Here is a 13,242-nt window from a genome sequence, read left to right as displayed (position 1 = left end):
GAAACCCCCATGTCAAAGAAAAACAGACCAACAATTGGGCGAACCCTTAATCCTTCAATATTAAGCGGATTTGATAGTTCTTCAGCCTCTGGCGATCGAGTCGAGCAGGTATTCAAGTTATCAACTGGTCGCCAGGCCACATTTATTGAAGAGGTAATACCTCCGAACCAGGTAGAAAGCGATACCTTTGTTGATCAGCATAACAACGGGCGTGACCAGGCATCTCTTACGCCAAAATCATTAAAAAGTATCCGAAGCACTATTAAGCATCAGCAATTTTACCCTGCAATAGGTGTTAGACGGGCTACAGGGAAAATTGAAATTTTGGATGGTTCCCGGCGTCGAGCTTCTGCCATCTTAGAGAACGTAGGGTTGCGGGTTTTAGTCACGGACCAGGAGATCAGCGTTCAGGAAGCGCAAAATTTAGCGAAAGACGTTCAGACAGCATTGCAGCACAGCATTCGAGAAATAGGTCTGCGTTTGATGCGAATGAAAAATGATGGGATGAGTCAGAAGGATATTGCAGCCAAAGAAGGGCTGTCTCAGGCGAAGGTCACGCGTGCTCTCCAGGCAGCGAGTGCTCCGGAAGAATTAGTCGCCCTTTTCCCTGTGCAGTCGGAATTAACCTTTTCGGACTACAAAACGCTTTGTGCTGTTGGCGACGAAATGGGGAACAAGAATTTAGAGTTTGATCAGCTTATTCAAAACATATCCCCGGAAATAAACGACATCTTATCCATTGAAGAAATGGCCGAAGATGAAGTTAAAAATAAAATCCTGCGCTTGATAACAAAGGAAGCCTCACTACTCACGGATAAAGATTCTAAAGATAAGTCCGTAGTTACTGAATTATGGAAATTTGAGGACAAGGATCGCTTTGCAAGGAAGCGCGTGAAAGGCCGTGCATTTTCTTATGAGTTTAATCGACTTTCAAAAGAGCTACAGGAAGAACTCGACAGGATGATTGGGCATATCCTTAGAAAGAGCCTCGATAAAAAGCCGAAGCCTTAAACTTTCGCCATTCAAATTTCACTATTAACCTACTGTTTTTAAAGTAAATCCCTCTAAAATTTCAAGGTGAAATCGCCACGATTCCACCTTGGATTTTACCTTCCTCCCCTACTCCCGAAAAAAATAAAAAAATTGCTTGTCACGAGAAAGTCAACAAGTGACTTTCAATAAAATCTCTTCCGAAAAGGGATTCACACAAGTGCCTTGTGTTTAAGGAAGAGTAAATTGAGTAACTTACGCGAATACCAGAATCGTATTGCAGATATCGCAAAACGCTCTAAAGCTGTGCTTGGCTGGGCAAGCACTGCGCAGTTCGGTACTGATAACCAATTCATTAAAGATGATGCCGCGCGTGCCGCATCTATCCTTGAAGCTGCACGTAAAGACCCGGTTTTTGCGGGTATCTCTGATAATGCCACCGCTCAAATCGCTACAGCGTGGGCAAGTGCACTGGCTGACTACGCCGCAGCACATAAATCTATGCCGCGTCCGGAAATTCTGGCCTCCTGCCACCAGACGCTGGAAAACTGCCTGATTGAGTCCACCCGCAATAGCATGGATGCCACTAATAAAGCGATGCTGGAATCCGTCGCAGCAGAGATGATGAGCGTTTCTGACGGTGTTATGCGTCTGCCTTTATTCCTCGCGATGATCCTGCCTGTTCAGTTGGGGGCAGCTACCGCTGATGCGTGTACCTTCATTCCGGTTACGCGTGACCAGTCCGACATCTATGAAGTCTTTAACGTGGCAGGTTCCTCTTTTGGTTCTTATGCTGCTGGTGATGTTCTGGACATGCAATCCGTCGGTGTGTACAGCCAGTTACGTCGCCGCTATGTGCTGGTGGCAAGCTCCGATGGCACCAGCAAAACCGCAACCTTCAAGATGGAAGACTTCGAAGGCCAGAATGTACCAATCCGAAAAGGTCGCACTAACATCTACGTTAACCGTATTAAGTCTGTTGTTGATAACGGTTCCGGCAGCCTACTTCACTCGTTTACTAATGCTGCTGGTGAGCAAATCACTGTTACCTGCTCTCTGAACTACAACATTGGTCAGATTGCCCTGTCGTTCTCCAAAGCGCCGGATAAAGGCACTGAGATCGCAATTGAGACGGAAATCAATATTGAAGCCGCTCCTGAGCTGATCCCGCTGATCAACCACGAAATGAAGAAATACACCCTGTTCCCAAGTCAGTTCGTTATCGCGGCTGAGCACACGGTACAGGCGGCGTATGAAGCACAGCGTGAATTTGGTCTGGACCTGGGGTCCCTACAGTTCCGCACCCTGAAGGAATACCTGTCTCATGAACAGGATATGCTGCGTCTTCGCATCATGATCTGGCGCACTCTTGCGACCGACACCTTTGACATCGCTCTGCCGGTTAACCAGTCCTTTGATGTATGGGCAACCATCATTCGTGGCAAATTCCAGACTGTATATCGCGACATTATTGAGCGCGTTAAATCTTCTGGTGCGATGGGGATGTTTGCTGGTGCTGATGCAGCATCTTTCTTCAAACAGTTGCCGAAGGATTTCTTCCAGCCAGCCGAAGACTATATCCAGACTCCGTATGTTCACTACATCGGTACCCTGTTCGGTAACGTGAAAGTGTACGAAGTACCTGCTGGTATTTGTAAGAACTTAACGACAGAGAACATTCAGTTCAGCTCGATGGATGTGCTGTGCTACGTCCGTGATGAAAATCCGGGTAAAGCAGGCTTCGTGACTGGTGATGCTGTCCCGGCCATCCCGTTCCAGCATCCGACCACTCCGGCGCTGGTCAATCGTACCACGCTGTGGGGTTCGGCTATCAATGATATGCACCCACGCAACGGCGCTGATTACTTCACTCGTGTAACGCTGACAATGGCCAAAAAAGGCGGGCTTAACTTCATTAGCGGCGACACGATTGATGCCGGTGACTCTGAGTAATCAGGGGAAGTTCTCCGTTTAACATAGCGCCCCCGTGCGGGGCGCATAACAGGGAAAGTTATGTCTCAATATTCAATTCAACAGTCATTAGGTAATGCATCCGGCGTCGCGGTTAGCCCGATCAATGCCGATGCGACGTTATCTACCGGTGTTGCATTAAATAGCAGCTTGTGGGCTGGTATTGGCGTATTTGCGCGTGGCAAGCCGTTTACTGTTCTTGCGGTTACTGAGTCCAATTACGAAGATGTTCTCGGCGAACCGCTGAAGCCGTCTTCCGGCTCACAGTTCGAACCAATTCGCCATGTATACGAAGCTATTCAGCAAACATCTGGTTATGTTGTTCGCGCTGTTCCGGATGATGCGAAGTTCCCGATTATTATGTTCGATGAATCAGGCGAACCGGCTTACAGTGCGTTGCCATACGGTTCTGAAATTGAACTTGATAGTGGCGAAGCCTTTGCTATCTACGTTGATGATGGTGATCCGTGTATTTCACCTACCCGTGAGTTAACCATCGAAACAGCAACAGCGGACAGCGCGGGTAATGAACGCTTCCTCTTAAAACTGACCCAGACGACTTCGCTCGGCGTGGTAACGACCCTGGAGACACACACTGTGTCTTTGGCGGAAGAAGCGAAAGATGACATGGGCCGCTTGTGTTATCTGCCTACGGCTCTGGAAGCCCGTTCTAAATATCTGCGCGCGGTTGTTAATGAAGAGCTGATTTCGACAGCGAAAGTAACAAACAAAAAATCGTTGGCGTTCACTGGCGGTACCAACGGCGATCAGTCGAAAATCTCAACCGCTGCGTACCTGCGTGCGGTGAAAGTGCTGAACAATGCGCCGTACATGTACACCGCTGTTCTCGGCCTGGGGTGCTATGACAATGCGGCGATCACTGCGTTAGGTAATATCTGTTCTGATCGCCTGATTGATGGCTTCTTTGATGTCAAACCGACATTGACGTACACGGAAGCGATCTCTGCTGTTGAAGATACCGGTTTACTTGGTACCGATTATGTAAGCTGTTCTGTCTATCACTACCCGTTCTCCTGCAAAGACAAATGGACCCAATCCCGTGTGGTCTTCGGTCTGTCTGGCGCGGCGTATGCGGCGAAAGCTCGTGGCGTCAAGAAAAACTCTGATGTCGGCGGTTGGCATTACTCACCGGCTGGTGAAGAACGTGCCGTCATTGCTCGTGCGTCAATTCAACCGCTGTATCCGGAAGATACCCCGGACGAAGAAGCAATGGTCAAGGGCCGTCTCAATAAAGTATCTGTTGGCACCTCTGGCCAGATGATCATCGACGATGCTTTAACTTGCTGCACGCAGGATAACTATCTGCACTTCCAGCACGTCCCATCCCTGATGAATGCAATCAGTCGTTTCTTTGTCCAGTTAGCCCGACAGATGAAGCATAGCCCGGACGGTATTACTGCGGCTGGCCTGACTAAAGGGATGACCAAACTTTTAGATCGCTTTGTCGCCTCCGGCGCTCTGGTGGCTCCTCGTGATCCTGATGCTGACGGTACAGAACCGTATGTGCTGAAAGTTACGCAGGCGGAATTCGATAAATGGGAAGTAGTCTGGGCCTGCTGCCCGACTGGCGTAGCCCGTCGTATCCAGGGCGTACCGCTGCTTATTAAGTAAGGGAATACAATGAGCAAAAACTTTTTTCAATCCGGGGCATTTTTGGGGAATGGACTGTCTCGTTTCGCTTTGAACTCTGATCCTGTGCAGCTGATGGAGTCTGCCCGAGCAAGCGCCGAACCGCCAACAGATCCGGTTATTAATAATAATCCGGAACCGGCGGCACAGACTAACGATAACATTCCATCTGCCCCGGCTCCTGAGCAAATCCTGGAAGGGAAAGACGGTAAAGAATGGACCGTCGAACAGGCGCACCAGATGATTCTGGAAGCTGCAAATCGAAGTGCTATGCAGAATGCGTTGAGTGATGCGGCCGACGCCGTTTTCGCCTGGGCTGATAGCGGTGATCTGACTTTCGACTCCCTTGATGGTTTCGTTCAGGCTATCGCTGGTATCTCTGATGACGACGACTCCGAAGTTACAGAAGAACAGGACGATGCCTATAACGAAGCATGGGCAAATGTTGCTGACTTCCTCGCAGCATGCGGTGTAGATGATGACCTGATCGAAGCACTGGCTGACGATGAAGACGACGACGCAGCTGCTGATGTTGGTGCCTCTATCGCTGGTTTAGATAGCGACGACCGCGACGAACTGGAAGCGGCGTTTGTTGTTGCTGGCACTTCTGATGAAATGCTGACTGAAGCATTTAAGAAGGTTGTTCGTAACGGTGAGATCAAACTCATCCGTAAACGCCTGCGTAAAAAACGTCTGACTGCGGCTCAAAAATCGGCGCTGAAAAAAGCGCGTCGAAAAGCCCAGACCGGCGCGGCAAAACTTGCCCGCAAAAAGTCAATGAAACTGCGCCGTAAGCGCCTTGGCTAAAGGAGGAGGCCGGGGAACTCCGGCCTTTAACTTGAATGGCTCCTATAGCTTATGGGGTTTACAGCCAGGCTGACGGTGTATCGCCATATCTGAAAGTTACTTTAACGAACTCTCAGTACCAGGTTACCGGATATATCAGCCAGGGAGCGGCAATGAACATGGCCCAGAATTGGGAAGCGCCGTTTACCGGTATGTCCATGGGATCTGTTTCTGGTGCTCTGGGTGGTTTTGTGCAAGTAGGTACTGAAACAACGTCGGTTGCCCGTTGGAATAGCTTAATGGTTTGGGAAGGGGGGACACCGCCGACGTTCACGCTGCCCGTAATTTTCATTGCTTTGAACAATCCATTCATTGAAGTTTCAGGCGCTATCGCCGCGTTGACAGCCATGATTAGCCCGGAACTAAAAGCGGCCAATGTTGGTGGTCGAATCCCGGAGCGTGTGACGCTAAACATTGGTCGCCGGATCAACATCACCGATGTCGCTATCCAGGACTTAAGTTTTGATCTCGATGCGCCAAGGGACAGTAATGGATATTTCCTGAAAAACACCGTCAACCTCCAGTTGACCGGTTCTTCGATATATAACAGCTCCGATATTGTTCGGGCGTTCCAGTAAAAGGATTTTATATGGGGCACAATAACACTAAGGGAAACCGTAAATTTATTAAGGGCCGCTATACTGCCAACGCGGCCAAAGGCGAACGACTGGTATCTTCTGAATTCCAGCTCACTTTTGCAGGCCATGAAGATATCAGTGTACTGGTTCGTACGTCGCAAATCCCTGAAATGACTCGCGAGGATGTGGAGGACTATGGTCCGAATGGTGTGAAGTTCAACCAGCACGGACCAATTCGAAACTCTGGGGAAATCCAGGTCCAGTGCGTGGAGACTATCGAAGGCGATATTCTTCAGTTCATTAAGGATCGCATTGCGGCGAAGGACTATGTTGATATCACGATGGCTGCTACCCCTGAATCCAAATCTTCCGGGGTTAACGCTGTGACAAAAGCTGCTACAACAATTGAAATGTTGGACTGCAAAATCTACAGTGATGCAATCGACTTTAGTACCGAAGATGTGACTGCCGCTGTGCGCCCGTCACTTCGTATCGTCTACAACTGGATTGAGTGGGATTAAGAGTCATCCCTTGTATTTTAAAGCTCCTTCGGGAGCTTTTTTTATAACCTTTTTATATAAAAATGCATCGATAACATTGTCTGGAGTTTTATGTTAGATTATTAATGTTCTAATAAACTACAATTATTGAGGTAGATGTTTGTGCCTGTACTGTTAAAGGGGGACTCTAAAATGGCTGTGATTCCAATGTCGTACTCCCCGGGTACTGTCGCTCGTCGATTTTCGATCCTGGACGGAGTTACCATCCAGGGTGTGCTTTACCAGGTTATATGGGATTCCAAAACCCCATTTGCTGCCGTAATAGAGGCTGCTCCTTCTGTTATCGATGGTGATATGCGCCATAAGGTTGTCGCTACTCTTGAACTTCAACGTCGCCCACAGCTTGAAGGCGTACTGGTGAGGAAGTTCTGGGAAGATAACGATGTTGCCCAGATTGAAGGTATCGTGGTTGATGGAATCGTCCGGGATGTCGGTTTAGCCACTTTTGTTTATGAAACCGTAGCTTCAAAAGCCGGAGTTGTTTTGCTAAGTGACAATGAGCAATACGAAGGCGGAAAGGCTCTTTGGCAGCACATCGCTCGTCGTTCTTCTGAACTAAAAGTTTTTATCCTGGACACCGATACTGCTCAGTATTACCCATTTGATGGCGAACGTGTTTGCTATGACGGGAAAAGTATTCCTGAATCCGAGATATGGAGTGAACATCCGGATCGAAGTAAGCATGGGGTTGTTCTTGTCGCAGAATCCATAACTGGAAAGGCGGCATAGCAGTAAAAAATTCCTTGCTCCTTGACAGAGGAGAGGATTAATCTAAGTACGCTAAGCATAGGTATGGCCCCGGTTAATGTTAAGCGTTGTGCGGGACGCATAATGTTTACTGGGGCTTTCTTTTATCTATTTTGGGATAATCCTGAATTCCGTAGTATTTGGCATCGGCTGCGGCTACATCAGCGTTTGACTCTATTTCTATAGAAATCACCTGGAAGGGTGAATATCCACATCAGAAGAAACGTTGCAGCAAACATGATCCCTAATGGCCAGAATATGCCAAAAAAAATCATTATCCAAAAACGATCCCACCAGGCCATTTCTGCATTAGCTCGCAAAATATATCGACTTAATGCGTATATCAGTCCACCAATTAGTATATAGATGGGAATAGATACCAGGATAGTCATAGCGTTAGTCTCAATGAACATAACGAATATCACCAGAGCAAAGTATAAATCCCTCTGCGTAGGGCAGAGGGACTAAATAGTTAAAATCGGTAACCGACACCAAGCATCCAAATGCTATTGCTTAGATCACCTGGTTTAGAACGTTCATACGAGAGATCAACTGCAAACTGCGGAGATGGGTTAAATTGAAGCCCAAGTCCATAAGCAAAATCGGTTCCAAAGCCAGCATATGACTGTCCATTCAGTTTTGCTGTTGCATCCGCATGGCTTAAACCCACCAAGCCGTATGCACTCATTAATTCATTGAATCTGTATGACGGACCAAAAGTAAATGAGGCATACTCAACCTTGGCTTTGGCGGCATTCCATAGGTTTGTGTTTGACTTTTCGTAAGTGACCGAAGCTAATCCACCCCACGTAGAATCCATTTCGTAGCGATATTTAATATTCACGCCTTTTGGATCTTTTATATCTCCGCCTTTAACCGTTGCGCTTCCTTGGGCAAAGTCTAAGGAGAGTGTGTGCTGATATGCGGAGGCAGTCCCAGCAACCCCCAAGGCACATGCCAGAAGGGCCGTTAAAACTACTTTTTTCATGGAAAAAGTTACCTATAAAAACGTTAAAAATAATACTGGTGACAAAATAGTGTGTATTGAGCGTTAAATACACGTAAAGATTCTATCATTCGCGATCATCCGCGAAAACCAGTTGGAATATAAAATTCCTTTTCTTTTCTTGTAGATAGGACCATATCCAGAGCTTCGTTTACCGTCATGCAATGCGGCAGATTATCGAAGTTTGATATCCCGCCAATATCAGGAGAACGCTTGCTCTTCAGGTAAGCATATTTCCGGGCCGCTGCCTCAACTTTCTGCTGGAACTCATGTTTTTGAGCGCGTTTTTTGGATAACCGCAGATTGTCGGCCTTTGCTTTTGCACCAGCGATCCATGAAGTCAATTTTTTGAGTTTGGTCGTTCCGGCAGCGCCGGAAACTGATCTTTTTGTTTTTTTAACTTGTGACTTCTTATTCTTTATTGCCACGTCATCCTGACAGGGGGAGGGGGTATCATTTTGACATGGGGGTGTGGATAAAAAATTAAATAAAGTCAATGTCTTAGCGAGAACAGCTTTAACCTTGGTTGCCGCTGAAGAGATCTTTAATTTGCTTTCAATCAGCGCATTTTTGGCTTGTTGTGCGAAGGCCAAAAAGGATGGTGTAAACCGGTACAGGTTAGCGCGACGTTCACGGTGATCGCCGATAACAATCTCTACAGACAGGATTCCTTTGTTTACAGCTTCACGGAATGCACGAACGACGGTTGATTGGCTATAACCAGTTTCTGCCGCGATCAGGCGGTGAGGCTTGTGAATGAAGTATTCACTGGTTGTTGCCGCGAGATTTGCACATTGCGACAGGATATGCCCGGCGCTACGGGATAGACCGGAGTGTGTTACAAAGCAGGCCAATTCATAGCCAGAAAAAGTAAAATCGCTCATCGTTATACAGCTCAGGAAAGTGACTTTAGCCAGCATTACAATGCTGGTGGTTCTTACTACGTCTGTTAGCGCGTTGCCGCGACAGGTACCAGCACACCAGCATCAAGCAATCGCTTCATCAGCCACTGCTGACCTTTGCCGGTTATACGAGTCGTGAAAGAAATCCTGCTTCCGTTGCTTGTGTCGATCACGGTTTCTTTGAGGGTGAAGTACCCACGGGATATGTATTCTTGTTTGGGGACGTTCCTGCGTTCACCGGTTGCGATCAGAATTCCGTTATCACGCAACCAGGTGAAGAGATAGTTTTGGCCCAGGCCGAGCACTTTGGCATAGTTGCCGATTAGAACCCCGCTGGCGGTAGCAACGCGTTCGGCGAATTCGACTTTAGGTGCATCCATAAGCATTTTTTGCTCCAGCCGTTGCTTTTGCTCTGCCAGGTCGGCAGCCAAACGGAGAGCTTCAGGGAGACTCTGCGGAATAGCAGGTTGTAATCTTCCGGCTCGATAGTCGATAAATGTCTGGTTTACCTTCAGCCGAAATGCGGGAGAAATCCAGCCTGCGTACTCCACAGCGAGCAATTCATGGGCAAAAGTGCCGCCGCCACGGCCTTCGAACGAAACTATGCAATTCTGCATAGTTTCTTTTTCAAGCTCTTCGATGAGCTGTTTGGCTGACAGCGTTCTTAGCCATTGAGCTGGCGCTTTATGGGCACCGAGTCCGCTCGCTCTGTGTAGAGCATTAAGGTTGTAACGGCCAGCGCGGTCGGTCGTAATTTCAACACCACAAATAACGGGCAGAGTGGTTGAAGGATCGACATTTTGATGAAGGTTTGATATATTCATATCCGCATTGAATGTTTGTTGCATTTTTTCTCCAAATTTGCATCAACCTTCAATCACCAGCTCGAAATGGTGATTCTTTGCACTTAGAAAACGAAATTTATTAGAGCAAATTTTTCTGACTCGATCCAGATCGGGTTGGTCGATCTGCTCAGAAACCTGCCAGTTTGCTGGCAGGTTTTTTTCTTTTGTTAACCTATTGCTACTGGTTTTAACAAACCAGCATCAAGTAGCTTGCGAGTTAACCACTGCTGGCCTTTACCCGTTAATTGGGGCGTCAGCCGTATCTGGTAGCCATTTTCATCATCCAGCACCACTTCTTTCACCGTGAAATACCCGGCGTTAATGTACTGCTGGCGCGGTACGTTTTTGCGCGCACCAAAAGCCATGAGAATGCCGTTCTGGCGCAACCATGAGAAAAGGGCGTTTTGCTTAAGTCCAACGACCTTTGCAAAGTTCCCGATCAGGATTCCATTGGCCACTGATACCCGGTCGGCAAACTCGACTTTAGGGGCTGCGGCCACCAGCTGTTGTTCCAACTGCATTTTCTGCTCTGCCAACTCGGCAGCCAGGCGTAGAGCTTCTGGTAATGTTTGGGGGATCGATGGGGCAGGGGAGTTTGCCTGCTGCAATTCTTCCAGTTTGTCGATCAGCGAACGGCGGACCGCTTTCGATTCGCGAGCAGCAACGCGCAGGGCTTGTTTGTATGTCATTACTATAACTACCTGATCCGCTCCACCTTTTTTCTTATCCATAGGGGTTACGAAGATTTCGTAACCCTCCCCATCAAGCTCATCCTTAACTCTGGCAATGAAATCATTGTTGCGAACTGGTTTTTCGCTACATAATTTCCGTGCCTCATTGACCATCTTTAACAGTGTCAGGCTGTCGATTGTGTCTCCGGTGTTGGGGATAATATTCACGGCTGGTGCTGGCGTAGCTGACGTAACAGGTGCTGGTTTTTCAACATTCAAATTATTACCGGTCATTCTATGTGCCTCCTTTCTCATTTCTGCTGCCACTGTTGCGTAACGTAGACGTCCTTGTTCAATCAAATAATCCCTGATCTCGGCTATCAGTAGCCTGTTGATCACAGCCTTATCTGTTCGGGTATAAAAACGCCTGGTTATCATGAAATAGTTAGCAATTGCGCCGGGGATCTCCCGTGTCGGCATACAGGCAGTATGCAGGGCGATCGCTTCGGCTATGTCATTACGGGTGACGAGAGGTTTTTTCATAAACCCCCCTGAACGTCGGCAGAGAAGGGGAGGCTCCAGTAACTAAGTGAATTGCGCGAGTTAGTTGAAAAACGGGCAGTAAAAATGCAGGGGCCATCAGGCAATTGAGAGCGTGCTTCGTCTTCTGTTGCAGCGATAACGAAGTGATAGTGGTGTTTTTTACAGGAATAGAAACGCCAGATGAATTCTTGGCGTGCGCAAGGATTGGCATTAACCATAGTTACGGCCTCGTAAGTTGATAAACAACCTGCGACCCGCTGCTAAACAGGTGGCAGGACGTGACGGGGTTAGCAGACTGGCACTTACGAAACCAGCAGGCCGAAGCCTCCCCATCACGCCCCACCATAATTCGGGCGTAACGTGGTTTACGGACACAAAAATACCGCAATATCGGAAATCTGCGGTTGTCCGCGTAAGTATTCAGGCTGCTAAACCCGGTCGCAGAATTTGCTACGACGGCGGAACTATAAGCCTGAACGATTAAAAGGTCAATATGATGCGAAAAGATAGCATTCGCGACTTAAAAATACAAATTTATTAGAGCAGTTTAGTGTAGTGCAATAGATATATTATTTGTGATGAAAAATAATGCAGAGGGATATTGTAACTTTAAGATGGATATCAATAGTCGATACATAAATTAAGTTAGCAATAAACTATTAACTTAAGAAATAATGCAGATGGTGAACTTGTCTCTGACTTTTCAGCTATACACAATAAGTTAGGGATAGCTTATAAAAAGTTGATTAATTGATATAAGTCAATGGGAGTATTCTTGTTTACTTTCCGTTCTCGTGGTAACTTCTCGCCGGTTTTTGTTTTTCTGGGATGATTCTTATGTCTAAAAAGTATACTTTATGCGCTCTTGTTGTATCTGCAATTCTTCTTTCTGGGTGTCAATCTAGCGGTGCTGATTATGCTGCCGATGTTTATGATACCGCTCAATTGAATTCGAAGCAGGAAACAAAGACAGTCAATATTATCTCTGTGCTTCCAGCTAAAGTGAAAGTTGATAATAAAGCTAATAAAGAAGCGGCACAGACATTTGGTGCGGTACTGGGAGCTGTTGCTGGGGGCGTTGCCGGTTATAATGTTAAAGGCACATCGACACTGGGTGCTGTAGCTGGCGGTACTGGTGGTGCGGCTCTTGGTGCAGCGGCTGGTTCTTTGGTTAGTGATAAAACAATTGTTGAAGGTGTTTCACTGACTTATAAAGAAGGAACTAAGGTGTTCACTTCAACTCAAGTTGGTAAAGCATGCCAGTTTACAACGGGGCTTGCTGTGCTTATTTCAACTAAAGATAATGAAACTCGAATTCAGCCAAATGCTACTTGTCCAGAAAAGAAATAATTTATGAATAAAATTATTTTATTTCTAATCTTTTCTACGTTTAGTGTAGGCACTGCCTTGGCTAACTCGTTGCAAAGTCAAATTGCTGCTATTGCTCAAGCGGAAAATGAAGGGCGAGCTAAAGAGCAGCAAGCTGAGGATGCCAGAAAAGAACTTATTCGCCAACAAGCACAAGCTGAACGTATTAGAAGAGAAAAAGCAGCATCTGCCGCTGCTGCACGCGAAAAACAGCGTGTTGCTGCAGAAAATGAACGTAGAGCGAAACGAGAAGCCGAGCTAGCAAATGACAAGAAGCGAGATCAAGCTTATGAGGATGAGCTTCGCAAGCTGCAACTCGAAAGTATGAAACTCGAACTGCAAGCAAAAGCGGCTCGTGTCCAGCGAGAAAACGATTTTATAGAGCAGGAGTTGAAGGAGAGAGCAGCTAAGACAGATGTAATTCAGTCTGAGGCTGATGCAAATAGAAATATTTCTACAGGAAGTAAAGATTTACTGCAAAGCGAAGGAAAAGCTAGAGAGAAGAAAGCTAGCAGTTGGTGGTAGTAATCACTACGATTGCGAGCATACTGTCACAAATGACAAC

General features: G+C 47.0%; 15 protein-coding genes. 9 read left to right on the top strand and 6 right to left on the bottom strand.

Annotation, left to right across the window (positions count from 1 at the left end; translation table 11 throughout):
- The first annotated feature begins 9 nt into the window (after nucleotides 1-9).
- The 4 genes from HU143_RS24125 (at nucleotide 10) to HU143_RS24110 (ending at nucleotide 5,418) form a co-directional block, all read left to right on the top strand.
- Entirely contained in the window at nucleotides 10-1,011 is a 1,002-nt protein-coding gene (locus HU143_RS24125; RefSeq protein ID WP_089477069.1) for a ParB family protein, read from the top strand.
- Nucleotides 1,012-1,236: 225 nt separating this feature from the next.
- Nucleotides 1,237-2,943 carry a hypothetical protein gene (locus tag HU143_RS24120; protein ID WP_000067710.1) on the top strand — a complete coding sequence of 569 codons (1,707 nt, stop codon included), beginning with the start codon at nucleotides 1,237-1,239 and terminating at the stop codon, nucleotides 2,941-2,943.
- A 60-nt stretch (nucleotides 2,944-3,003) separates the two neighbouring features.
- On the top strand, nucleotides 3,004-4,593 hold the full coding sequence (locus HU143_RS24115) for a hypothetical protein (RefSeq protein WP_072649176.1): 1,590 nt from the start codon (nucleotides 3,004-3,006) through the stop codon (nucleotides 4,591-4,593).
- Between the two features lie 9 nt (nucleotides 4,594-4,602).
- Complete coding sequence (locus HU143_RS24110; protein WP_046659860.1) at nucleotides 4,603-5,418, top strand: hypothetical protein; 816 nt, start codon at nucleotides 4,603-4,605, stop codon at nucleotides 5,416-5,418.
- Nucleotides 5,419-5,530: 112 nt separating this feature from the next.
- On the opposite strand, the gene HU143_RS24885 is transcribed toward HU143_RS24110, so the two are convergent.
- Nucleotides 5,531-5,749 carry a hypothetical protein gene (locus HU143_RS24885; RefSeq protein ID WP_370651263.1) on the bottom strand — a complete coding sequence of 73 codons (219 nt, stop codon included), beginning with the start codon at nucleotides 5,747-5,749 and terminating at the stop codon, nucleotides 5,531-5,533.
- A gap of 46 nt (nucleotides 5,750-5,795) precedes the next feature.
- Here HU143_RS24885 and HU143_RS24880 point away from each other — a divergent pair, with 46 nt between their 5' ends.
- From HU143_RS24880 to HU143_RS24095, 3 genes are all read left to right on the top strand, one after another.
- The gene (locus HU143_RS24880; RefSeq protein ID WP_001470211.1) at nucleotides 5,796-6,035 is read left to right on the top strand and encodes a hypothetical protein; all 240 of its coding nucleotides are present in this window, start codon (nucleotides 5,796-5,798) and stop codon (nucleotides 6,033-6,035) included.
- An 11-nt stretch (nucleotides 6,036-6,046) separates the two neighbouring features.
- Complete coding sequence (locus tag HU143_RS24100; RefSeq protein ID WP_000509939.1) at nucleotides 6,047-6,556, top strand: hypothetical protein; 510 nt, start codon at nucleotides 6,047-6,049, stop codon at nucleotides 6,554-6,556.
- Between the two features lie 171 nt (nucleotides 6,557-6,727).
- A complete protein-coding gene (locus HU143_RS24095; RefSeq protein WP_053896077.1) occupies nucleotides 6,728-7,324 on the top strand; it encodes a hypothetical protein in 597 nt (198 codons plus the stop codon).
- Nucleotides 7,325-7,814: 490 nt separating this feature from the next.
- On the opposite strand, the gene HU143_RS24090 is transcribed toward HU143_RS24095, so the two are convergent.
- From HU143_RS24090 to HU143_RS24070, 5 genes are all read right to left on the bottom strand, one after another.
- Nucleotides 7,815-8,330, bottom strand: coding sequence for an Ail/Lom family outer membrane beta-barrel protein (locus HU143_RS24090; RefSeq protein ID WP_025210472.1), 516 nt, complete (start codon nucleotides 8,328-8,330; stop codon nucleotides 7,815-7,817).
- A gap of 95 nt (nucleotides 8,331-8,425) precedes the next feature.
- Nucleotides 8,426-9,268 carry a MarR family transcriptional regulator gene (locus HU143_RS24085; RefSeq protein WP_072649174.1) on the bottom strand — a complete coding sequence of 281 codons (843 nt, stop codon included), beginning with the start codon at nucleotides 9,266-9,268 and terminating at the stop codon, nucleotides 8,426-8,428.
- Nucleotides 9,269-9,297: 29 nt separating this feature from the next.
- Nucleotides 9,298-10,098 carry a phage antirepressor KilAC domain-containing protein gene (locus HU143_RS24080; RefSeq protein WP_001187875.1) on the bottom strand — a complete coding sequence of 267 codons (801 nt, stop codon included), beginning with the start codon at nucleotides 10,096-10,098 and terminating at the stop codon, nucleotides 9,298-9,300.
- A gap of 164 nt (nucleotides 10,099-10,262) precedes the next feature.
- Complete coding sequence (locus HU143_RS24075; RefSeq protein ID WP_103398205.1) at nucleotides 10,263-11,309, bottom strand: phage antirepressor KilAC domain-containing protein; 1,047 nt, start codon at nucleotides 11,307-11,309, stop codon at nucleotides 10,263-10,265.
- Nucleotides 11,306-11,527, bottom strand: a complete 222-nt coding sequence (locus HU143_RS24070; RefSeq protein WP_000245712.1) for a host cell division inhibitor Icd-like protein — start codon at nucleotides 11,525-11,527, stop codon at nucleotides 11,306-11,308. Before HU143_RS24070 ends, HU143_RS24075 begins: the two co-directional genes overlap by 4 nt.
- Before the next feature lie 619 nt (nucleotides 11,528-12,146).
- Between HU143_RS24070 and HU143_RS24065 the strand changes: the two genes are divergently transcribed.
- Both HU143_RS24065 and HU143_RS24060 read left to right on the top strand, forming a co-directional pair.
- Nucleotides 12,147-12,659 (top strand): hypothetical protein, encoded by a 513-nt coding sequence (locus HU143_RS24065; protein WP_000039791.1) that lies wholly within the window; start codon nucleotides 12,147-12,149, stop codon nucleotides 12,657-12,659.
- A 3-nt stretch (nucleotides 12,660-12,662) separates the two neighbouring features.
- Nucleotides 12,663-13,202, top strand: a complete 540-nt coding sequence (locus HU143_RS24060) for a DUF5384 family protein (RefSeq protein ID WP_001033469.1) — start codon at nucleotides 12,663-12,665, stop codon at nucleotides 13,200-13,202.
- The last annotated feature ends 40 nt before the right edge of the window (nucleotides 13,203-13,242 follow it).

Source organism: Salmonella sp. SJTUF14076 (assembly GCF_015534835.1).
GTDB classification, from domain to species: domain Bacteria; phylum Pseudomonadota; class Gammaproteobacteria; order Enterobacterales; family Enterobacteriaceae; genus Salmonella; species Salmonella enterica.
The sequence above is the reverse complement of the archived record's forward strand: the minus strand, read 5'-3'. Positions and strand labels throughout refer to the sequence as shown.